The 23504-nt window shown below is 61.2% G+C and carries 15 protein-coding genes; 6 read left to right on the top strand and 9 right to left on the bottom strand.

What is annotated here, in order from left to right; translation table 11 throughout:
• Positions 1-178 precede the first annotated feature (178 nt).
• Positions 179-1495 (top strand): putative porin, encoded by a 1317-nt coding sequence (locus ACA066_RS07360; RefSeq protein WP_497698691.1) that lies wholly within the window; start codon positions 179-181, stop codon positions 1493-1495.
• 292 nt (positions 1496-1787) lie between these two features.
• Here ACA066_RS07360 and ACA066_RS07355 read toward each other — a convergent pair whose 3' ends face one another.
• The 3 genes from ACA066_RS07355 to aceK form a co-directional block, all read right to left on the bottom strand.
• Positions 1788-2909: a beta-ketoacyl-ACP synthase III gene (locus ACA066_RS07355; RefSeq protein ID WP_497698690.1), complete on the bottom strand. Its 1122-nt coding sequence runs from the start codon at positions 2907-2909 to the stop codon at positions 1788-1790.
• A gap of 317 nt (positions 2910-3226) precedes the next feature.
• The gene (gene hrpA / locus ACA066_RS07350) at positions 3227-7138 is read right to left on the bottom strand and encodes an ATP-dependent RNA helicase HrpA (RefSeq protein WP_497698689.1); all 3912 of its coding nucleotides are present in this window, start codon (positions 7136-7138) and stop codon (positions 3227-3229) included.
• Between the two features lie 187 nt (positions 7139-7325).
• Positions 7326-9044, bottom strand: coding sequence for a bifunctional isocitrate dehydrogenase kinase/phosphatase (gene aceK / locus ACA066_RS07345; protein ID WP_497698688.1), 1719 nt, complete (start codon positions 9042-9044; stop codon positions 7326-7328).
• 409 nt (positions 9045-9453) lie between these two features.
• Between aceK and ACA066_RS07340 the strand changes: the two genes are divergently transcribed.
• Together ACA066_RS07340 and ACA066_RS07335 are read left to right on the top strand one after the other, a co-directional pair.
• Positions 9454-11079, top strand: coding sequence for a methyl-accepting chemotaxis protein (locus ACA066_RS07340; protein WP_497698687.1), 1626 nt, complete (start codon positions 9454-9456; stop codon positions 11077-11079).
• Between the two features lie 175 nt (positions 11080-11254).
• Positions 11255-12163, top strand: coding sequence for a DMT family transporter (locus ACA066_RS07335; RefSeq protein ID WP_497698686.1), 909 nt, complete (start codon positions 11255-11257; stop codon positions 12161-12163).
• A gap of 129 nt (positions 12164-12292) precedes the next feature.
• Here ACA066_RS07335 and ACA066_RS07330 read toward each other — a convergent pair whose 3' ends face one another.
• The 6 genes from ACA066_RS07330 to ACA066_RS07305 form a co-directional block, all read right to left on the bottom strand.
• Positions 12293-13873 (bottom strand): aldehyde dehydrogenase (NADP(+)), encoded by a 1581-nt coding sequence (locus ACA066_RS07330; protein ID WP_497698685.1) that lies wholly within the window; start codon positions 13871-13873, stop codon positions 12293-12295.
• Positions 13874-14029: 156 nt separating this feature from the next.
• Positions 14030-15025, bottom strand: coding sequence for an AraD1 family protein (araD1, locus tag ACA066_RS07325; RefSeq protein ID WP_497698684.1), 996 nt, complete (start codon positions 15023-15025; stop codon positions 14030-14032).
• A 30-nt stretch (positions 15026-15055) separates the two neighbouring features.
• Positions 15056-16231, bottom strand: coding sequence for an L-rhamnonate dehydratase (locus tag ACA066_RS07320; protein ID WP_214381363.1), 1176 nt, complete (start codon positions 16229-16231; stop codon positions 15056-15058).
• A 335-nt stretch (positions 16232-16566) separates the two neighbouring features.
• A complete protein-coding gene (locus ACA066_RS07315; RefSeq protein ID WP_497698683.1) occupies positions 16567-17571 on the bottom strand; it encodes a 4-hydroxythreonine-4-phosphate dehydrogenase PdxA in 1005 nt (334 codons plus the stop codon).
• Positions 17568-18524, bottom strand: coding sequence for an amidohydrolase family protein (locus tag ACA066_RS07310; protein ID WP_497698682.1), 957 nt, complete (start codon positions 18522-18524; stop codon positions 17568-17570). Before ACA066_RS07310 ends, ACA066_RS07315 begins: the two co-directional genes overlap by 4 nt.
• The gene (locus ACA066_RS07305; RefSeq protein WP_497698681.1) at positions 18517-19779 is read right to left on the bottom strand and encodes an MFS transporter; all 1263 of its coding nucleotides are present in this window, start codon (positions 19777-19779) and stop codon (positions 18517-18519) included. The genes ACA066_RS07310 and ACA066_RS07305 overlap by 8 nt, the downstream gene beginning before the upstream one ends.
• A gap of 569 nt (positions 19780-20348) precedes the next feature.
• On the opposite strand from ACA066_RS07305, the gene ACA066_RS07300 reads away from it, so the two are divergent.
• From ACA066_RS07300 to ACA066_RS07290, 3 genes are read left to right on the top strand one after another with little or no spacing between them, the layout of a single operon-like run.
• Entirely contained in the window at positions 20349-21365 is a 1017-nt protein-coding gene (locus ACA066_RS07300) for a Bug family tripartite tricarboxylate transporter substrate binding protein (protein WP_497698680.1), read from the top strand.
• 52 nt (positions 21366-21417) lie between these two features.
• Complete coding sequence (locus tag ACA066_RS07295) at positions 21418-21951, top strand: tripartite tricarboxylate transporter TctB family protein (protein WP_497698679.1); 534 nt, start codon at positions 21418-21420, stop codon at positions 21949-21951.
• Positions 21948-23477, top strand: a complete 1530-nt coding sequence (locus ACA066_RS07290; protein ID WP_497698678.1) for a tripartite tricarboxylate transporter permease — start codon at positions 21948-21950, stop codon at positions 23475-23477. The genes ACA066_RS07295 and ACA066_RS07290 overlap by 4 nt, the downstream gene beginning before the upstream one ends.
• Positions 23478-23504 lie beyond the last annotated feature (27 nt).

The raw sequence follows: 23504 nt of genomic DNA, 5'->3' as shown, positions 1-23504 counted from the left end.
AAAAGCTTTGTATCGTCATCGAGCCGCCATCACATTGCCACTGCTTTGTCATAAACCATCGCGATACTGGCGCCAGTTTTTAGAGCGTCGGGTTCTAACCCGGCCACTGATTCCGTCCTTCAACGGTCGGTTGTGCCCCGGATGGCTCAGTCATCCCCTTTCATCTTCGGAGATTGATATGCGTCTTGCTTCCACGAAAACTGCGGCGGCCCTGTGTGGCGGTCTGCTGCTGGCCATGAGTGTTCCGGCCAGTGCCGCAGTCGACGCCAAACTGCTCGACATGCTGAAGGCTAACGGTTCGATTAACAACGCGCAGTACAACGAACTGCAAGCCGAACTGGCCCGGGATCAGAAAGAACAGCAAATCGCTCGTCAGGCTCAGCAAGAGAGCAACGAGCAGATCGCAGCGACAGCGAAGAAAACCAATGAGCTGAGCACCTTCGACCAGAAGCTGGCGTGGGCCGCCAAGACCCAGTTCAAGGGTGACGTGCGTTTCCGTCAGGAAACGGTCAAGAACGATGGCGTATCGAACACCGGCGACCAGGATCGTCAACGTATTCGTGTCCGCCTGGGTGCCTACACTGCAATCAACCCGCAAGTGGACACCGGCATCCGTATTGCCACTGGCAGCGACAACGATCCTCGTTCCACCAACCAGAGTCTGGACAACAACTTCACCAAGAAGGATATCTGGCTGGACCAGGGTTACGTCGACTACCACCCTGACGCCATCAAGAATCTGCACTTGATCGGCGGCAAGATGCCACAACCATGGGTGAGCATGGGCGACATCATCTGGGATAGCGACATCAGCCCGGAAGGTCTGGCACTGACTTACAAATACCCGCTGGGCGGCAGCACCGAGCTGTTCGGTAGCGCCGGCCACTTCACCCTCAAGGACAACGTCGACGGCGAAGGCAAGCAGTTCCGTCACGACCTGCGTCTGTACTCAGGCCAGCTGGGCGCGCGCTTCGCGATCACCGACAACTTGAAAATGACTCTGGGCGGCAGTCTCTACGCTTACGACAACGACAACGACATCAACAATACGTGTGCTGCGAACACCTGCCGACTGGCCATTAACGGCAACACTGCGAACGAACAATTCAAACTGTACGAAGGCTTTGGTCAGATCGACATCGGCGGCCTGCCAATGCCGCTGTCGCTTTACGGTCAAGTCGTCAACAACGACGATGCCAGCAACGATCAGGACATGGGCTGGTTGGCCGGTGTCAAGACCAACGTCTTCGGCTTCGGCGTGGACTACAACTACCGCGACGTACAGCGTAACGCAGTGGTCGGCGCCTTCACCGACTCCGACTTCGCCAACGGTTTCACCGGTTCGCGCGGCAGCAAGTTGAAAGTGAGCTACGAGATCGACAAGAACTTCGCCCTCGGCGCGACGTACTTCATGGCTGACTCCGACTACACCAACGCCACTCTGCGCGATTCGAAAATCAACACCCTGCAACTGGATGCTGAAGCCAAGTTCTGATCCCTGCTACACGGTTCGGGCAAGGAAGCCCGGACTGCTTTTACAAACTCGCGTTGCTGTATCGGTCCCCATCATCCGTCCGATACCGCAGCGCGAGTTTTTTTATTGCCCCGCTGTAAGACCCGCATGCGCCTTTTGTGGCGAGGGAGCTTGCTCCCGCTGGACTGCGAAGCGGTCCCAAAACCTGCGACCGCTACTTTTCAGGCAGACCTCATCGGTTGGTTTTGCGGCTGCTGCGCACCCGAGCGGGAGCAAGCTCCCTCGCCACAAAAGCCCCTCATCAGACTAGCGATCAACGCTTGCGCAGAATCACGCTACCAATCGAGTAACCGGCGCCAAACGAGCTGAGCACGGCCAGCGAACCGGCGGCCAGATCATCCTGATGCTTGTGAAACGCAATCACCGAACCGGCGGAGCTGGTGTTGGCGTAGGTGTCGAGAATCACCGGTGCTTCTTGTTCGGTGGCTTCGCGGCCCAACAGTTTCCTCACGATCAGGTGGTTCATGCTGAGGTTGGCCTGGTGCAGCCAGAAGCGCTTCACGTCGCCGACGTTGAGCTGGTTCTCTTCCAGATGCGCACCGATCAGCTCGGCAACCATCGGGCAGACTTCCTTGAACACCTTGCGGCCTTCCTGCACGAACAGTTTGTCCTTGGCACCGATGCCCTCTTCCGCCGCGCGGTTGAGGAAGCCGAAGTTGTTGCGGATGTTGTTGGAGAACTTGGTCAACAGCTTGGTGCTGACCACGTCGAACTGATGCTTGGACGTTGCCAGGTCGGCGCGCTCGATGATCACCGCGGTGGCCGCATCGCCGAAGATGAAATGGCTGTCACGGTCGCGGAAGTTCAGGTGACCGGTGCAGACTTCCGGGTTGACCATCAGGACTGCCCGGGCCTGGCCCAGTTGCACGCTGTTGGCGGCCGCCTGAATACCGAAAGTCGCCGAGGAGCAGGCGACGTTCATGTCATAACCAAAACCCTGGATGCCCAGCGCTTCCTGAACTTCGATGGCGATGGCCGGGTAGGCGCGTTGCAGGTTGGAGCAGGCAACGATCACGCCGTCGATGTCGGCAGCGGTTTTGCCGGCGCGCTGCAAGGCTTGCTCGGCCGCGCCGATGGCCATCTGGCAAAGCACCGACCACTCGTCGTTCGAGCGCTCCGGCAGGCGTGGCGCCATGCGTTGCGGGTCGAGAATGCCGTCCTTGTCCATGACAAAGCGGCTTTTGATGCCGGAGGCTTTTTCGATAAACGCTGCGCTGGATTCGGTCAATGCCTCGACTTCACCACGGGCGATGGCGTCGGCGTTGTCGGCGTTGAATTGCGCGACGTAAGCGTTGAAAGACTGCACCAGCTCTTCATTGGAAATGCTGTTGGCCGGGGTGTACAGGCCGGTGCCGCTGATGACGACGTTATGCATGGTCGTTTCTCTAATCTGTTCAGGCAGAAAGCGTTGGCACCGACGTACCAACGCATAAAGGGTCTATTCCCATCCGGGGGACGCAAACCTGGCATCGCTGTATTCCAATTCGCCCGAACCTCAAAGGCTCAAAACCGCGGGGCTGGCGCTTATAGGCGCGAAGTTTGCCATAAACGTTGGGTTTTAGCCCTATTTGCGAGAACAACGCGATCCCTGTAGGAGCGAGCTTGCTCGCGAAAAACCTGAGAGCGCCGCAGGGTGCCATGCTCGCAGCGTTATCGTTGACGACCATCGCGAGCTCGCTCCTACAGGGGTCGTCAGGGCTCTACCTGGCTCCATTGCTTGTTCAGGCGCTTGTCGGAAATCGGCACTTTGGTCCCCAGCTGTTGGGCAAACAGCGAAACCCGGTATTCCTCAAGCCACCAGCGATACAGCTCAAGCTGCGGATCGCGCTTGCCTTCCTGGGCGTGTTTGCTGGCGCGGGTCTGGTATTGGGTCCAGAGGCCAGACAACTCGCCGCTCCACACCCGATCCTTCTGCACCTGAGCACCAAGTTTCTCGAAGCGCTGCTCGATGGCTTTCAGGTAACGCGGCAGCTCCTTGAGCCACTGCATTGGCGTTTCGCGGACAAAACCCGGATACACCAGATGACTGAGCTGCTGCTTGATGTCGTTCAGCGCCACGGCTTGCGCCAGATCGATCTTGCCCTTGAAGCGTTTTTGCAGGCCGTGCCAGAGCTTGAGAATCTCCAGCGTCAGCTTTGCCAGCCGCTCGGCATGCTCGGTCCAGCCGCCACGTTTGCGCTCGGCCAACGCCGCCAGCCCGGCGCCATCGCGCGGCAGCGGGTCTTCACCGTCGAGGATGCAGCTGTCGAGGCTGGCCAGCAGAATGTCTTCCACCAGAGCGTCGATGCGGCCCATGTCGCGGTACATCAGGCCCAGTTCGGTCAGGCCCGGCAACTTGCCGCGCAAGAACTTCGCCGGTTCCGCCAGCTGTTGCATCAGCAAGCGCTGCAAGGCGCGGCGATGCTGGAACTCGGCTTCGGCCGGCGTCGAGAACCGCCCTTCCTTGACCGTGCCGGCCTCTTCCACCAGAGCCGGATACACCGTCATCGACAGCCCGGCAATCTTCTGTTGAGTCTTTTCCGCCACGGCCGCGAAGACTTTCGCCTCCACCGGTTGTTGGCTTTTCGCCGTCTGCGGCACCGCCAGTGCAGCCTGGCTCGCTTCCGCGAATCGAGCGGTCAGTTCTGCCAGATCACGCCCTTCGCCGAGGAACTTGCCCTTGCCGTCGACGATCTCCAGGTTCATGCGCAGATGGCTTTCGACTTGCTGCGCCGCTTCGGCCCAGGCTTCATCGCTGACCCGCGCACCGGTCATGCGCAGCAGTTCACGGCCCAGCGCCTGAGGCAAAGAGCCCTCGGCGAAGGTCATGCGCTGCAACGCGGCTTTGACGAAGTCCGGCACGGGCACGAAATTCTTGCGCAGCGCCTTGGGCAGGTTGCGCACCAGCGCGATGCACTTGGCCTCGATGACGCCGGGCACCAGCCATTCCAGACGCTCCGGTGGCAGCATCGGCAACAACGGCGCCGGCACGCGCAGGGTCACGCCGTCGCGCGGATGGTTCGGTTCGAAGTGGTAACTGAGCGCCAGTTCCAGATCGCCGATGTGCAAGGTGTCCGGGTAATGTGCGGCGGTGACTTCACTGGCCTCGCGGGCCAGCACGTCTTCTTCGCGCATGATCAGCAACTGCGGATCTTTCTGGCTGTTGACCCGGTACCAGCTGTCGAAGGTCGCGGTCTGATGGATCTCCGCCGGCAGCCGTGCATCGTAGAAGGCGAACAGCGTTTCTTCGTCGGCCAGAATGTCACGCCGACGGGCCTTGGCTTCCAGTTCGTCGAGTTGTTCCAGCAGTTGTTTGTTGGCCGTCAGGCATTTGGCCTTTGACTGGATCTCGCCACGCACCAGCGCTTCACGAATGAACAGCTCGCGGGAGACCACCGGATCGACCGGCCCGTAATGCACTGGCCGGCGACCGACCACGATGAGCCCGAACAAGGTGATTTGTTCGAACGCCACGACCTGACCGCGCTTCTTCTCCCAGTGCGGTTCGAAGTGGTTTTTCTTGATCAGGTGCCCGGCGAGCGGCTCGATCCAGTCAGCGTCGATCTTGGCGACCATGCGCGCATAGAGCTTGGTGGTTTCCACCAGTTCGGCGGTCATCAGCCATTGCGGACGCTTCTTGCCGAGGCCCGATGACGGGTGAATCCAGAAGCGCCGTTGACGGGCGCCGAGGTAATCGCCGTCCTCGGTTTTCTGCCCGATCTGGCTGAGCAATCCGGACAGCACGGCTTTGTGCAGTTTCGGGTAATCCGCCGGCTCTTTGTTGAGGCTCAACTGCATGTCGCGGCAGATCAGGCTCAACTGACGGTGCGAGTCGCGCCACTCGCGCAGACGCAGGTAATTCAGGAAATTCTTGCGGCACCAGTTGCGCAGCGGACTGGCGGTCAATGCCTGGCGCTGTTCTTCGAAACCACGCCACAGATTGACCAGCCCGGCGAAGTCCGAGTCCACGTCTTTCCATTGGGCGTGGGCCTGATCCGCCGCTTGTTGACGCTCCGGCGGCCGTTCACGCGGGTCTTGAATCGACATGGCGCTGGCGACGATCAGCACTTCCTGCAAGCTGCCGAGTTTCGCCGCTTCCAGCAGCATGCGGCCCATGCGCGGGTCCACCGGCAGGCGCGCCAACTGGCGACCGAGCGGCGTCAGTTGGCTGTTGCGATCCACTGCCGACAGTTCTTGCAGCAGGTTGAAACCGTCACTGATGGCTTTGCCATCCGGCGGCTCGATGAACGGGAAATCAGTGATCTCGCCGAGGCGCAGGTGCAGCATCTGCAAAATCACCGCCGCCAGGTTGGTCCGCAGGATTTCCGGGTCGGTAAATTCCGGGCGCCCGAGGAAATCTTCTTCACTGAACAACCGCACGCAGATGCCCGGCTCGACCCGCCCGCAACGACCTTTACGCTGGTTGGCGCTGGCCTGGGAAATCGCCTCGATGGGCAGACGCTGGACCTTGGCGCGGTAGCTGTAGCGGCTGATGCGCGCGGTGCCGCTGTCGATCACGTAACGGATGCCCGGCACGGTCAACGAGGTTTCCGCGACGTTGGTCGCCAGCACCACGCGACGCCCTGGGTGCGACTGGAAAATCCGCTGCTGTTCGGCGGGCGAAAGCCGCGCGTACAACGGCAGGATTTCGGTGTGCTTGAGTTGGGCCTTGCGCAGCATGTCGGCGGCGTCGCGGATCTCGCGCTCGCCGGGCAGGAACACCAGCACATCGCCGGGGCTCTTGCGTTCGCTGCGTTCGAACGCGGCAATTTCGTCGAGGGTGGCGAGGATCGCCTGGTCCACGGTCAGGTCGTCTTCGACGCGGTTGCCCTCTTCATCCTGCTCCAGGGTCAGCGGGCGGTACCAGGTTTCCACCGGGAAGGTGCGACCGGAGACCTCAACGATCGGCGCATCGTCGAAGTGCTTGGAAAAGCGCTCCAGGTCGATGGTCGCCGAGGTGATGATGACTTTCAGGTCCGGGCGGCGCGGCAGCAGGGTTTTCAGGTAACCGAGCAGGAAGTCGATGTTGAGGCTGCGTTCGTGGGCTTCGTCGACGATGATCGTGTCGTAGCGTTCGAGGTAGCGGTCGTTCTGGGTTTCCGCCAGCAGAATGCCGTCGGTCATCAGTTTGATCAGGGTGTTGGAATCGCTCTGGTCCTCGAACCGCACCTGATAGCCGACCAGCGCGCCCAAGGGCGTCGCCAGTTCTTCGGCGACCCGGCTCGCGACGCTGCGCGCCGCAATTCGACGCGGTTGGGTGTGGCCGATCAGGCCATGTTGGCCGCGACCGATTTCCAGGCAGATTTTCGGCAACTGGGTGGTTTTACCCGAGCCGGTTTCGCCGGCGATGATCAGCACCTGATGCTTGAGCAGCGCCTCTTTGATTTCGTCGCGCTTGGCGGCGATCGGCAGGCTGTCGTCGTAACGAATCACCGGCAGGCTGGCACGTCGCGCCAGCACCTGATCACAGGACGCCTGCAGGCGCGTCACCCACTGGGCCAGCTTGGCCTCGTCGGGTTTCTTGCGCAGCTCAAGCAACTGCCGCCGCAGCCGGTGGCGGTCGGCGAGCATGGCGTGATCGAGGTTTTTCAGCAGCTTGTCGATGGAAGGCGATTCGTCAGTCATCAGGTACGCAATAAGTCGTCTAGTGGCGCAGGGGGGCGATTGTCGCAGATTTGGCGGCAGAAATGAGCGTGGCATATTTCGGGCGTACCACTCCCTTGTAGGAGCAAGGCTTGCCCGCGATAGCGATCTTGCGGACGCCATCGCGGGCAAGCCTTGCTCCTACAGGTCGGTGATCACCTGTACTGCGTTACTCGTTATCGAGGCCTTTTCGGCGGTACGGGAACACGTCGATCACTTTGCCGCCGCGAATGGCTTCCTGAAGGCTTTTCCAGTAATCGGCGTTGTACAACTCGCCATGCAACTGATCAAACAAGCGTCGCTGACCGGAATCGGCGAACAGGAACGGCGGAAATTCCTCGGGGAAGACATCCAGCGGCCCGATCGAATACCACGGTTCGGACGCCATCTCGTCTTCCGGCGTGCGCGGTTGCGGGATGTGGCGGAAGTTGGCTTCGGTCAGGAAGCAGATCTCGTCGTAGTCATAAAACACCACACGACCGTGACGGGTGACGCCGAAATTTTTCAGCAGCATGTCGCCGGGAAAGATGTTCGCCGCCGCCAGTTGCTTGATCGCCAGACCGTAATCTTCCAGCGCCTCGCGCACCTGCGCCTCGTTGGCATTTTCCAGGTACAGGTTCAACGGCGTCATCCGCCGCTCGGTCCAGCAGTGGCGGATCAACACGGTGTCGCCCTCCACCGAAACCGTGGACGCGGCCACCTCCAGCAATTCTTCCAGGCACGCCGGGTCGAATTTGCTCAACGGGAAACGGAAGTCGGCGAACTCCTGGGTATCGGCCATGCGCCCGACCCGGTCGACACTTTTCACCAGACGGTACTTCTCGATCACCGTCGCGCGGTCGACGTTTTTCGACGGCGAGAATCGGTCCTTGATGATTTTGAATACGGTGTTGAAACCCGGCAGGGTGAACACGCTCATCACCATGCCGCGCACGCCGGGGGCCATGATGAACTGGTCGTCCGTGTTGGCCAGGTGGTTGATCAGCGCCCGGTAGAACTCGGACTTACCGTGCTTGTAGAAACCGATCGAGGTGTACAGCTCGGCGATGTGTTTGCCCGGCAGAATGCGCCGCAGGAAACCGATGAACTCCGCCGGCACCGGCACGTCGACCATGAAGTACGAACGGGTGAACGAAAAGATGATCGACACATCGGCTTCATCAGTAATCAACGCATCGATCTGAATCCCCCGCCCTTCGCGGTGCAGCAGCGGAATCACCAGCGGCCACTGCTCGTCCCGGGTGAAAATTCGGCCCACCAGGTACGCGCCTTTGTTGCGATAGAGCACCGAGGAAAACAGCTCGACGCTCAGTTCCGGGTCTTTGCACACCCAGTCCGGCAGGTTCTCGCGCAGTTGTGCTTCGAGACGGCGAAGATCGCCCGCCAGGTCGGCGTAATCCTCGCTGAAGCGGTAGTCGGCAAAAATGCTCTCCAGCATGTCGGACAGCTTGCCCTGGGGCTTGTAGGTGCGGGTCTGTGCGGCGCGTGCCCGACGCAGGCTCGGCCGGGTGGTGTGGATGAACATGCAGCCGTCGCTGATCAGGTCATGGCTGAACAGCCCGCAGAAGATCGAGTTGTACCAGGTCTCGGACAGTTCATCGTCGAAGCGCAGGTCGATCAGGCTGATGTAGGCGCTCTTGACCAGGGGCCAGCAACTGACATCCAGCGTGTCGGCGTCGAAAGCGATGTGCAGCCGGTCGACCGTTTCACTGACTTTTTCTTCGTAGAGGTTGATCCGCGCCGCCGAGGCGACTTGCGCCTCCTGCCACTTGGCCTGCTCGAAACGCGCCCGGGCGCCGTCGGTGATTTGCCGGAAATGCTCGCGGTAATCGTCAAAGCCATCGAGGATCATTCGGGCGATGTCGGCGGCTGGCCATTGCTGCGGCATGGTGAGACCTCTGCGGGAATTCGGAAGGCCTGAGCTTAGCCAGTGAACCGGGTACAGGAGAAGCGTAATTTCAGCCAGAAAACGAATGAGTCGTTCAGGGGCGCAGATTTTTTCGAGTTTTTTTAATCGACCGTTCGGTCAGCAAACAACCTGCCGAGTCATCCTTCCACGACTTATTCGATTCATCTGCAGCCCTCTAATTATCTGGCTTTCGGATCCAATCCACGCTCAGGCAATCGACAGCCGCTGCGATTCTGCTTTGCCCGGACGGCCTGCCAGCCGGAAAAGCGCTCGTGAATTGGCCTTACCAAGATGATGGCTCTTTGATATACACCCGCCTCCACCCGCCTAAAAACAAGATCCTCGGTACACGAGGACTACCTCCCAAAATGCCCAAGGAGCACTTTAGATGCCTATAAGGAACATGCGCATAGGTTTGCGCGCGAGCTTGAGTTTTGCCGTGTTGGCCAGCCTTCTGGTGCTGGTCGGGCTGTTTGGCCTGGGTCAGATGGCGACCCTGCGCGAGAGTGCATCGGTCATCGAGGAATCGTGGATGCCGAGCATCGAGAGCATCCATGACAGCGCGTCCAACATCGCCACCATCCGTCTGGAATCGTTGCGCTTGATCGCCAACCGCCAGAGCGCCGTGCGGGAAAAGAGCAAAGGCATTCTCAGCGCCCAACGCCAGGAACTGCAAAAGCGCCTTAACGACCACAAGACGCTGCTGTCCAGCGACCAGGAACGGGTCATGCTCGACAGCCTGAATGCCGCCGTCGCCAAGTACATGGCCATCCTCGACCAGATCCTCGCGCAGATCGATGCGGGCCAGGATGACCAGGCCTACGCCCGCCTCAACAATGAACTGGCCCCGCAGGGCAGCGTGCTGGATAAATCCCTGGAGTCGATGATCAGTTTTAATCAGCAAGGCGCCGATGCTGCTGCGGACGCCGCCGCGTTGATGTACCAGCGTGCGCAATGGATCGTCGGCGCAATCATCGTCGTCGCGCTGGTCGCCACGCTGCTACTGGCCTGGCTGCTGACGCGCAGCATCACGGCGCCCATCAATCAGGCGCTGCAGGTCGCACGCCGGATTGCCTCGGGCGACCTCAGCGGACAGATTGACAGCACCGGCAAGGACGAAGCCGCGCAATTGCTCAACGCCCTCGACGAGATGCAAGGCAACCTGCGCACCACCATTCGCGGCATCAGCGACTCGGCGCGGCAACTGGCGTCGGCTGCCGAGGAAATGAGTTCGGTGATGGAGGAAAGTACCCGAGGCCTGCAACAGCAGAACGACCAGATCGAGATGGCCGCCACCGCGGTCACCGAGATGAGCACTGCGGTGGACGAAGTCGCCGCGAACGCCGTGTCCAGCGCCGAAGCTTCCCAGGCGTCGAACGAGGACAGCAAGCACGGGCACGTGCAGGTCAGTGAAACCATCACCTCGATTCAGGGACTGGTCAGCGAAGTGCTCAGCGCGTCGGAACAGGCCGAGGGGTTGGCGGTTCAGGCGCAGGACATCAGCAAAGTCCTGGAAGTGATTCGCGCAATCGCCGGGCAGACCAACTTGCTGGCGCTCAACGCGGCCATCGAAGCCGCTCGCGCCGGTGAAGCCGGACGCGGCTTTGCGGTGGTGGCCGATGAAGTGCGTTCGCTGGCGCAACGCACCCAGAATTCCACCGAAGAAATCGAGCTGATGATCAACAACATCCAGAACGGCACCGGGGCCACGGTCAGCGCGCTGCAAAGCAGTGCCGAGCATGCCAGCCAGACCTTGCGCCGGGCCAACGGCGCGGGCCAGGCCCTGGAGAAAATCACCGCGTCGATCTCGCAGATCAACGAACGCAACCTGGTCATCGCCAGCGCCGCCGAGCAGCAAGCGCTGGTGGCCCGGGAAGTCGATCAGAACCTGGTGAACATTCGCGACCTCTCGACCCAGACCGCCGCCGGTGCCACCCAGACTTCCGCCGCCAGCCAGGAACTGTCGCGGCTGGCGGTCGACCTCAACGGGCTAGTCACCCGCTTTCAAATTTAACGGTGGCGAGGGAGCTTGCTCCCGCTTGAGTGCGCAGCGCTCACCTGTTTTTGGGGCCGTTGCGCGGCCCGGTGGGAGCAAGCTCCCTCGCCACAAAAATTGAGTGCCGGTTTTTCGGTTGCCATAGGCAAGGCTCTCGGCAACACTCTCGTCCCCATCAAGGAAGGAGTGCGTCGTGAGCCCTGTCGATACCGTTCGTTTACTGTCGCTGGCGGCCATCTGGGGCGCGAGCTTCCTGTTCATGCGCATCATTGCCCCGGTGATCGGCACCGTGCCCACGGCGTTTTTCCGCGTCTCGATCGCGGCGGTCGGGTTGCTGGTGATTCTCGGGCTGATGCGCATCAGCTGGGATTTCAAAGGCAAACTGAAAACCGTGATGCTGCTCGGGGTGATCAACTCCGGGATCCCGGCGACCCTCTATTCCGTGGCGGCCCAGGTGCTGCCGGCCGGTTATTCGGCAATCTTCAACGCCACCACGCCATTGATGGGCGTGTTGATCGGCGGGCTGTTCTTCAGTGAACGACTCACCGCCGCCAAGCTGGGCGGGGTGTTCCTCGGTCTGTTCGGGGTCGGCATCCTGACCCGCGCCGGTCCGGTGGCGTTCGACCTGCAACTGCTGATGGGCGCCCTCGCCTGCCTGCTCGCCACCACCTGTTATGGCTTCGCCGGGTTCCTTGCTCGCCGCTGGCTCGATCAGGCCGGCGGTCTCGACAGTCGTCTTTCGGCACTGGGCAGCATGCTTGGGGCGACCTTGTTTCTGTTGCCGCTGTTTGGTTACAGCGTGATCAGCCAGCCACCGGCGAGCTGGGGCGGCTGGAGTGTGTGGTTGTCGCTGCTGGGGTTGGGGCTGATGTGTACCGCCTTGGCGTACATTATTTACTTCCGTCTGCTCAGCTCGGTCGGGCCGGTGAAGTCGATGACCACGACCTTCCTGATCCCGCCGTTCGGGGTGTTGTGGGGGGCGTTGTTGCTGGATGAGCCGCTGTCGATGGCGCACATTTATGGCGGGGTGTTGATTGCGGCGGCGTTGTGGTTGGTGTTGAAGACCACGGTGGTGAAGGCTGCAGCGGTGGCTGCCAAGTAGAGTTGTGGTGCGGCTGATGACGCCTTCGCGGGCAAGCCTCGCTCCTACAGGTTTAGTGTCGTGCTCAATGTACGTGAACGACACTGCACTGTAGGAGCGAGGCTTGCCCGCGAAGGCATCGCTCAGACACTACAAAGCTGACTGACTGACCTCCCCATCCACCAACCGCCGAATCCCCAGCGGATTAGCGTTGCGCAGCGCCTCGGGCAACAACGCATCCGGATAATTCTGGAAGCACACCGGCCGCAGGAATCGATCAATCGCCAGCGTCCCCACCGAGGTTCCCCGTGAATCCGACGTCGCCGGATACGGCCCGCCATGCACTATCGCCTCACACACCTCGACCCCGGTCGGATAGCCATTGAGCAAAATCCGCCCGACCTTTTCCTGCAGCGACTCGGCCAGCCAGCGGTATTCCAGCAGCTCTTCGGCCTCGCCAATCAGCGTCGCCGTCAGTTGCCCGCGCAAACCGTGCAGCGCGGCCGCGAGTTGCGCCTGGTCTTCGACTTCAATGACGATGGTGGTCGGCCCGAACACTTCTTCCTGAAGCAGTTCATCGCCCTTGAGCAACAGGCTGACATCCGCCTTGAACACCTGTGGCTGCGCCTGATTGCCCTGCTGCGGTTTGCCCGCCAGGTGCGTCAGCCCCGGATGTTCGTGCAGCTCACCGAGGCCTTTGCTGTAGCTGACGAGTGCGCCGGCGTTGAGCATGGTTTGCGCCGGTTGCTGGTTCATGCTGGCGCACAACGTTTCGAGGAAAGTGCTGAACTGCGGTGAGCGCAGACCGAAGACCAGACCCGGATTGGTGCAGAACTGACCGCAGCCCAACGTCACTGAACCCGCCAGTTGCGCAGCGATCTGCTCGCCACGCACCTTGAGGGCTTCGGGCAACAGGAACACCGGGTTGATGCTCGACATCTCGGCAAACACCGGGATCGGCTGCGGTCGGGTCGCGGCCATGTGGCTCAGGGCATTGCCGCCCTTGAGCGAACCGGTGAAACCCACCGCCTGAATCGCCGGGTGCTTGACCAGCCACTCACCGACGCCACCGCCATAAATCATGTTGAACACGCCGGCCGGCATCTCGGTGCGCTCGGCGGCGCGGATGATCGCATCCGCCACCCATTCGGCTGTCGCCATGTGCCCGCTGTGCGCCTTGAACACCACCGGGCAACCGGCCGCCAGCGCCGAGGCGGTATCGCCACCCGCCGCCGAAAAGGCGAGCGGAAAGTTGCTGGCGCCGAACACCGCAACCGGGCCGATGGCGATACGGTACTGGCGCAGATCCGGACGCGGCAACGGCTGACGATCCGGCAATGCGCGGTCAATCCGCGCACCATAGAAATCACCGCGCCGCAGGACTTTGGCGAACAAACGCATCTGACCGCTCGTCCGTCCGCGCTCACCCTGAATACGCCCGGCCGGCAAGGCAGTTTCCCGACATACAGTGGCGACGAAATCATCGCCCAGCGCATCGATTTCATCGGCGATGGCGTCGAGGAAGGTCGCGCGTTTTTCCGCGCTCAGGTTGCGGTAGATCGGGTACGCCACGGCAGCGGCTTTGGCGGCGGCATCCACTTCGGCTTCAGTGGCCTGGAAGAAGCTGCCGGGCAACGGCTCACTGGTGGTCGCATCGAGGCTTTGCAGCTGCAACGTGCCGTTGGCACTGCGACGACCGCCGATGTAGTTGTGTCCGAGTAGCGTGGTCATAAAGTTTTTCCTGATCGATTGGCACGGACCTGTAGGAGCCGGCTTGCTGGCGATTGCGGTGGGACTGTCACATCTTGGGTGTCTGTCAGGCCGCTATCGTCGGAACGCCGCCCGCAGCAAGCCGGCTCCTACAGGGAGCGAATGCTCCGCTAGCTTCTAGAGCGCGCGAATCTGGCCGATGGCCAATGGCGCTGCGCTCTCGCCGATACCGTTTTCCAGCGCTGCGCCGAACGCATCGAGGCTGATCTGGAAGCGGTCGCCCGGCTGGGTTTTCACCCCGTCGGCAAACGACAGCGTGGCGGTGCCGAAGTAATGCACGTGGACATCGCCGGGCCGCAGAAACTGCGCGTACTTGAAGTGATGGAATTCGAGGTTGGCGAGGCTGTGGCACATGTTGTCTTCGCCGCTGAGAAACTCTTTTTCCCAGAGGGTTTCGCCGTTGCGGATGATGCGGCTGGTGCCAGCCAGATGCCGGGGCAACTCACCGACGCGCAACTCCGGACCGTAAGCGCAGAAACGCAGTTTCGAATGGGCGAGGTACAGGTAATTGCGCCGCTCCATGACATGGTCGGAGAACTCGTTGCCCAGCGCATAACCGACGCGATATGGCAGGCCGTCGTCGCCGATCACGTAAAGGCCGGTCAGCTCGGGTTCCTCGCCAGCATCCTCGGCAAACGGCGGCACCGGGAAGTCCGCGCCGGGGCGCACGACGATGCTGCCGTCACCCTTGTAGAACCATTCCGGCTGCGCGCCGATCTGGCCGGCTGCGGGTTTGCCACCCTCAAGGCCCCACTTGAAAATACGCATGGTGTCGGTCATGCCGGCTTCAACGGCGCCGTCCTGCTGGTGCATCTTGTCTCGCGCCGAGGCACTGCCCAGATGGGTCAGGCCGGTGCCGCTGATCAGGCAATGGGCCGGGTCTTCGTGGTCCAGCGGCGGCAGGACTTTGCCCTGCTGCAACAGCTGCGCGTAATCCGGGCCAGGCTCGGTACCGCGCAGGAAGACTTCTTCTTGCAGGCTGCGTTGGGCGCGGATCGCCGCGAGTGCCAGTTCACGGGTGGTGCGGGTGCCTTTCAGCACCTGGACCTGTGAGCCTTCGACGAGTCCGACCTGGCGCTCACCGGCAGAGTTTTCAAATTGAATCAGGCGCATGACGGCCCTCCATATAGTCGGGGATTTGGGTCACTCGATGATGTTGAAGTCGCTCAAATACTCATCGGAGATTTCCAGGCCCAGGCCCGGCGTGTTGTCGTCGAGCTGGATGTAGCCGTTGACTGGTTGTGGCTCGCCCTTGAACACGTAGTAGAAGAGTTCGTTGCCGACTTCGACGTCGAACACCGGGAAGAACTCGGCCATCGGCGAGGCGGTGGTGGACATGGTCAGGTGGTAGTTGTGCATCTGCCCGGCGTGGGGGATCACCGGCACAGACCAGGCTTCGGCCATGGCGTTGATCTTGCGCGCGGCGGTGATGCCGCCGACGCGGTTGGTGTCGTACTGGATCACGTCGACCGCGCGGCGTTCCAGCAGGTCTTTGAAGCCGTACGAGGTGAACTCATGTTCCCCGCCGGAGATCGGCATGATCCCCATTTTTTTCAGCTCGATGTAGCCCTCGATATCGTCGGCGATCACCGGTTCTTCGAGCCAGCGCGGTTCGAACTCGGCCAGTTTCGGCAACATGCGCCGCGCATATTCGAGGGTCCAGCCCATGTAGCATTCGAGCATGATGTCGATGTCCGGGCCGGCCAGTTCACGCAACGCCCGCACCTGTTCGATGTTCTTGCGCATGCCCGCCGGGCCGTCTTTCGGGCCGTAGCCGAAACGCATTTTCAGCGCGGTGAAACCCTGGTTCAGATAGCCCTGGGCTTCTTCGAGGAACAGGTCAAGGTTGTCGTTGGCGTAGAGCTTGGAGGCGTAGGTCCAGATCTTTTCCTTGGTCCGCCCGCCGAGCAGTTTGAACACCGGTTTGTTGACCGCTTTGCCCATGATGTCCCAGATCGCGATGTCGATCGCCGAGATCGCCGCCATGCCGATGCCTTTGCGGCCCCAGGCGTGGCTCTGGCGGTACATCTTCTGCCAGATGTATTCGTTGTCGAACGGGTCTTCGCCAAGCGCAATCGGCGCCAGGTAAGTGTCGATGATTTCCTTGGCCACACGCGGCGCCAGGGCGCAGTTACCGATGCCGACGAGTCCGGTGTCGGTCTCGACTTCCACCACCAGCCAGCCGTGGAAACGGAACGAGCCCATGGCATCGCCACGCTCGAACAGGATGTCGCTGGCGTTGGTGCAGAAGTGCGCTTGAGGCGGGACGACTTTGCCTTTCCACTCGAAAACGCGGGTACGGATTGCTTTGATTTTCATGGATACGGATTCCTTGCGCTGCCGGCTTTTTGTAGTTGTTGAGTCGCTGCGCAGAGCCGTTCGGGTGATCGGCGCTGGTCATTCGATGGAGCGACTTTAGCCAGCGCTTGGGGGGTACGGATAATCACTTATGCACATCCGTCGATAACCTGGGGTGATCGCAAAAACGAGATATCCGGTAGATCGGGTTATCGGCCCAACACAAAAACAAATGTGGGAGCGAGACCGGCTTGCCGGCGATAGCGTTGTGTCAGGCACTTCAAGGGTGTCTGTCATACCGTCATCGCGAGCAGGCTCGCTCCCACATTGGAGTTGTGTTGTTTTATAGATCGGGGTCAGTAGCTGTTGCCGCCCATCCGGCACGCGATCTCGAATGCCTGGCGAATCGCCCCGACATTCGCCTTGCCCTGCCCCGCGATATCAAACGCGGTGCCGTGGGCCGGCGTGGTAATCGGAATCGGCAAGCCGCCCTGCACCGTCACCCCACGGGAAAAGCCCATCAACTTGATCGCGATCTGCCCCTGGTCGTGGTACATGGTCACCACCGCGTCGAAGACGCTGGCATCGCCCTGAACCTTGAGGAAAATCGTGTCGCCCGGGTACGGACCTTCAGCCGCAATCCCCAACGCCTGCGCCGAGCGCACCGCCGGGCCGATGATGTCCAATTCTTCGCGCCCGAACGAGCCGTTGTCGCCGTTGTGAGGGTTCAAGCCGCACACACCGATGCGCGGTTTTTCCAGGCCGTTGCGCTTGAGCGCGGTGTCAATCAGCTGGATCGCTTCCACCACCCGCGCTTGAGTCAGCATGCCCGGCACCTCGGCCAGTGCCACGTGGGACGTCACTCGCGACGTCCACAGATTGTCGAGCACGTTGAACTCGCAGAACGGCCCATGGAAATCCAGCAGCTCGGCGAACCAGTGCAGCTCATCGTTGTGTGCCATCCCGGCCATGTGCAGCGAGGTCTTGTTCAATGGCCCGAACAGAATGGCATCGGTGGTGCCGGCCTCAGTCAGGCGCAGGGCTTTTTCCAGGGTGTCGAGGCTGTAGCGACCGCCGATGACACTGGCTTCGCTGCGCGGAAATTCACCGATGGTGTCGCCGCGAAAGTCATAGAACAGCGGCGTGTCATCGACAAATGACAGCTGTTCCAGCGACTCCACACGACGGTAAGGAAATTCCACCCCGGCGATGCGCATGCCGCGACGCATTTCCGCCTCGTCGGCAATCAGGATCACGTTGGCCTGGCTGCGAACCTGAGGTTCCGCGAGCAGGCGTGCAATCAGTTCCGGGCCGATGCCCGCCGGGTCGCCCAGGACCATGGCGATGGTTGTCTTGTTCATGCTTCACTCCTCAAGGGTTCGGGCCATGTACGGTCAATGGCGCAAGGCTCGCAGCGATAAACCCGCTGCGCGTTGCTGTAGAACAGGTGCTCCTGATCGGCCTGCGGCAGGTCAGCAACGATGGATTTGAAACCGCTGTAGATGTCGTCGAACGAGCCGCACAGGCTGTCCACGGGGAAGTTGCTGGCGAACATCACCCGATCGGTGCCGAACATGGCGATCACCTCGCGCACGATCCACGCATTGTCCTTTGCACGCCATGCCCGCCCTGCCACGCCCAGGCCGGAAATCTTCACCTGCACGTTCGGCCACTCGGCCAGCCGCGCCATTGCCAGACGCCAGCCTGCCAAGCCCTCGGCACTGCGGTCATTGGGCAAACCGGCGTGGTTGAGAATCAGGGTGGTGCCGGGAAAGTCCCGGGCCAGCCGTTCGGCTTCGTGCAGGTTCCACCAGGGCGTCTGCAAATCGAAATGCAGCCCCAGCCCTTGCAATGCGGCGTAGCTGCGACGCCAGTGTTCGTTGCTCATGAGGCTGCGCACATGGCCGACTTGCGCGGGTGTTGTCGGTCCGCCGGGCTTGTGGCGCACGCTGCGCACGCACTTGAAACTGGCTTGCTCGCTGAGCACCGCGAGGGCGTCCGGGTGATCGAGCCAGGCTTGCGCAACGATCGCATTCGGCACGCCGTAACGGGCGGCGAGTTGCTCGATGAAACGGGTTTCGCCGATCGGGTCTTGCGGGTCCCATTCCGTCTCGATGTACACCGTTTGCACGACGTTGTGCGGACCGGCATCGGCGAAATAATCGTCGGGAAAATAGCGCCGCTTGATTGCGTTGTAATCACCGTAGCGGAACGGGATGTTGGCCTCGGGCGCGAGCCACGGATGGTGATTGATCGTCGGATCCCAGAAGTGATGATGGGCGTCGATGATCGGGCCGTCATACATTTTAGTCATGCCGCACCTCGTCGAGGCTGATGAACAACGTGGCGAAAACGAAGACGGCCGAGCACGCCGCGAAGAACCCCAGCACCGGCGCAAATCCACCGGCCATTTGCAGGATCACGCCGACCAGAATCGGCACCGCGATACCGCCCGTGCTGCCAGCCATGTTCATCACACCGCCGATCAACCCGACTCGCGCCGGTGCCGCCAGCAATGCCGGGAAGCTCCAGTAGAGACTGCCCCACATCAGGAAAAACGCGGTCATGGCCAACAGCGCCACAGCGGCAAAAGGATTGCTCAGGGTCGGCAGCAACAGGAACGCACCGAGGGCTACCAGACCGGAAAATGCCAGCAGGCTCTTGACCGCGATACCGCGACTGACGCCTTTGCGGATCAGCTCGTCGCAGAGGAATCCACCGGTCAACGATCCCAGCGCGCCGCACACGAAAATCACGAACGTCGCCGCGCCAATGCCTTTGATATCGAAGCCACGGGCCTGGGCCAGATAACTCGGGCCCCAGGTCAGCAGACCGAAATACACCATCGCCCAACTGGCACGTCCGATCAGCAAACCGCTCAGGGAACGGGCGGCGATGCCGAGGCCCTTGACCGGCACACGCGCCGCTTCGGCAGCAGGCGTCGCGCACCCGGCGTTGATCTTCTCGAGTTCTTCGGCATTCACTTGCGGGTGAGTGGCCGGGTCATCACGCAGATACCGCCGCGCCAGCCAGGCCAGCACCAGCGTTGCGATGCCGGCGATCACGAATGCCAGACGCCATGAGTCCAGCGAAGCGATCAGGTAGGCAATGATCAACCCGCCGAGCGCTACGCCCAGCGGGCTGCCGCTGTCCATCAGCACCGCGCCGCGACTGCGCTCGCTCGGCGCCAGCCACAGGGAAATCAACTTGCCGCCCGAAGGGAACAACGGCGCCTCGGCAGCGCCAAGCGCAACCCGGGCGAACAGCAACGACAACCCGCCAGTGGCAAACGCCGCCAGCACTTGAAACGTGCCCCACAACCCGGTGGACCAACTGATGACCCGATGCGGCCCGAAGCGATCGATCATCCAGCCGCCAGGAATCTGCAGCAATGCATAGGCCCAGAAGAAGCTGCTGAGAATCAGCCCTTGCATGCTCGGCGACAGGGAAAATTCATGGGCGATAGTTGGCATCGCAATCGACAGCGACACCCGATCAATCAGGTTGACCATGGTCAACGCGAAGATGATCGCGAAGATCCGCCAGCGCACACTGCTGGCCTTGGTCATGCCGGTCAGCGGTGTGGCCGCTGCGACGGGCTGGGCAACTGCGCCGGGCAGATGCAGGGAAGCACTGGGACGAGCGATGGTGCGTACCTCTTTTATTATTTTTTTGTGGAGTTCAAACGCGGACCTTGTAGGAGCCGGCTTGCTGGCGATAGCGGTGTGTCAGGCGCATCAATGTTGGATGATGCGCCGCCATCGCCAGCAAGCCGGCTCCTACAAAAGTCGGCGTTTTGCCGCGTTTTCACGGCGTTGGTGAGCACTATCGAAGGCTCAGTGATAACCGTCTAATCAAAGATTGAAATACGGCGATAGCCTCGGGTTATGTCACGCCCTGCTTTCAGGGGGCTTTCAATGGGCAGCGCCTACCCTGACTTTCCTCTCAAACCGCTCTGGCGCAAAGGCCTTGACGATCATGGCGATATTTGCCTTCCAGACCTATAACCGCAGGCTATCGGTGTATGTATTGTTTTGACTAGACGCGGGGGCGGAGGCTTCCCACACTCAGGCCAGGCTTGCAGCTTTTGAATACCGACAAGTCACTCATAACAACTACAAAAACGAGGCCTTCCATCATGCGAAATGCATTCGTCCGTCGCACATCCCGTCTGTTTCTTGGCTGCACGCTGGTCGCCGCCGGAACCCTTCCCGTTCTCGCTCATGCCGCCTGGCAACCGGACAAGAACGTCGAAATCGTTGTCGCCGGTGGTCCCGGTGGCGGCACCGACCAGCTCGGCCGACTGATCCAGTCGATCATCACCACCCACAAGTTTCTCGACGTGAATACCATCGTCCTCAACAAGGGTGGCGGCAATGGCGCCGAAGCCTTCCTCGACCTGAAAATGAACAAGGGCGATCCGGAAAAACTGGTGATCGGCACTAACAACATCTACCTGCTGCCACTGGTGTCCAAGCTCGGCTACCAATGGCAGGAACTGACCCCCATTGCCGCCGTGGCCGAGGACGACTTCATTCTCTGGAGCTATAAAGACGCGCCATGGAAGGACGCCAAAGGCTTCTACGAGGCGGTCAAGGCTGACCCGTCGAACCTGCGCATGGGCGGCAGCCAGTCCAAGGACGTCGACCAGACACTGACCCTGCTGCTGAACCAGACCAACAACAGCAAACTGGTGTACATCCCGTTCAAGAGCGGCAGTGAAGCCGCGACTCAACTGGCCGGCAAACACATCGCCGCCAACGTCAACAACCCCAGCGAAAGCATCAGCCAATGGCGCGGTGACCAGGTCGAGCCACTCTGCGTGTTCAGCAAGGAGCGCATGAGCTATACCGAGAAGGTCGCCGGCGACAAATCCTGGGCCGATGTGCCGACCTGCCACGAACAGGGCCTGGGCATCGATCAGTATCGCTTCCCGCGCACGGTGTTCATGCCCGGCGAAGTCACCGCCGAGCAGCGGACGTTCTATGTCGAACTGATGCGCAAAGTCACCGAGACCCCGGAGTTCAAGGCCTACGTCAAGCAGAACGCGCTGGTGCCGACCTTCCTCGAAGGCGAGCCGCTGACCGCCTACATTGAGAAAGACACCGCCCGCGTCACCCCGGTGTTCAAAGAAGCCGGTTGGCTGAAAAACTGAGTTGCCCACGGCCGTCCGCCTGAGCACGGCCGTCACCTCTGGAGGTGTCTTCATGTCCCATTCTTCGGATTCACCGTCGCTGGTCGGTACCTGCTGGGTCGAACTCGGTCTGGCCGTCTTCACTGCGCTGATCGGCGTGGTGGTGATGTTCGGCAGTGTCGAACAAGGTATCGGCTGGGGTGATTCCGGCCCCGAGCCGGGTTACTTCCCCTTCTACATCGGCCTGATGCTGAGCGCCGCGAGCGTGGCCAACGGCGTATGGACCCTGGTGCGCTGGCACGCCCTGAGCCTTTCATTCGTCAGCCGCAGCGCGTTCAAACAAGTGCTGTCGGTGTTTATCCCGATTGCGCTGTTCGTTGGCGCCATGCCGTTCACCGGCATCTATGTGGCGTCGGCCTGTTTCATCGCCTGGTTCATGTGGCGTGACAAGGTCCGCACCAAGCCTTACGGCAAGTTGATGATCGGCAGCGTATCCCTCGGCGCGGTACTTGCCAGCTACCTGATTTTCGCGCTGTGGTTCAAGGTCCCGCTGGATGCCGGCCCGATGGGCAACTGGATTGCCCTGGCCGGGAGAAATTTCAAATGAGCGAGTTCGATTCCCTGCTGCAAGGCATGAACCTGATCCTGACCCCGGGCCACATCGGCCTGATGGTGATCGGCGTGCTGCTGGGCATTCTGGTCGGCGTGTTGCCCGGCCTCGGCGCCCCCAATGGCGTGGCGTTGCTGCTGCCGCTGACATTCACCATGTCGCCGGTGTCGGCGATCATCCTGCTGTCGTGCATGTATTGGGGCGCTCTGTTTGGCGGCTCGATCACCTCGATCCTGTTCAACATACCCGGCGAGCCCTCATCGGTGGCGACGACGTTTGACGGCTACCCGATGGCCCGCGAAGGTCGCGCCGCCGAAGCGTTGACCGCCGCGTTCAGTTCGGCGCTGATCGGCGCGCTGGCCGGGGTATTGTTGCTGACCTTCCTGTCGACGAAGATCGCCGCGTTCGCCATGTCCTTCAGCTCACCGGAGTTCTTCGCGGTGTACCTGTTGGCGTTCTGCACCTTCATCGGCATGAGCAAGAACCCACCGCTGAAAACCGTGGTGGCGATGATGATCGGTTTCGCCATGGCAGCGGTCGGCATGGACACGGTGTCCGGCAACCTGCGCCTGACCTTCGACCAGCCGATCCTGATGACCGGGATCAGTTTTGAAGTGGCAGTAATCGGGCTGTTCGGTATTGGCGAAATCCTCTGCACCGTCGAGGAAGGCCTGGTGTTTCGCGGCGAGCATGCGCGCATTACGCCGATGGTGATTTTGCGCACCTGGGCCAAGTTGCCGCGTTACTGGTGGACGATTGTGCGCAGCACACTAGTCGGTTGCTGGATGGGCATCACGCCGGGCGGCCCGACGGCGGCTTCGTTCATGAGCTACAGCCTGGCGCGGCGCTTTTCGAAAAACCGCGAGAACTTCGGCAAGGGTGAACTCGAAGGCGTGATCGCCCCGGAAACCGCCGACCACGCCGCCGGCACCAGCGCCCTGCTGCCGATGCTGACACTGGGCATTCCCGGTTCTGCCACGGCGGCGGTGATGCTCGGCGGGTTGATGATCTGGGGCCTGCACCCTGGCCCTACGCTGTTCGTCGAGCAGCACGATTTTGTCTGGGGCCTGATCGCGAGCATGTACCTGGGCAACGTGGTGAGTCTGATCGTGGTGTTGGCCACGGTGCCGCTGTTCGCCTCGATTCTGCGCATTCCGTTCTCGATCATTGCGCCGATCATCATCATGGTCTGCGCCATCGGTGCTTACTCGGTGCACAACTCGTTCTTCGACGTGGTGCTGATGCTGGGCTTTGGCGCGCTGGGTTATCTGTTCAAGAAACTCGGTTACCCGATTGCGCCGCTGGTGTTGGCCGCTGTTCTGGGGGACAAGGCTGAGGATGCGTTCCGTCAATCGATGCTGTTTTCTGACGGGCAGTTGGGAATTTTCTGGTCCAACCCATTGGTGGGTTGCCTGACCACGGCAGCGCTGCTGATGCTGTTCTGGCCGCTGATTTCCAAGGCACTGGGCGCCCTGGTGGGCCTGCGCAAACCGCCTGTCGCCAAGACCAAATCGGTGCTGTGACACAGCAATGCTGGCAACGCCTGGCAT

Source organism: Pseudomonas sp. LBUM1651, from assembly GCF_059716135.1.
This window is presented reverse-complemented; position numbering and strand designations above follow the sequence as displayed.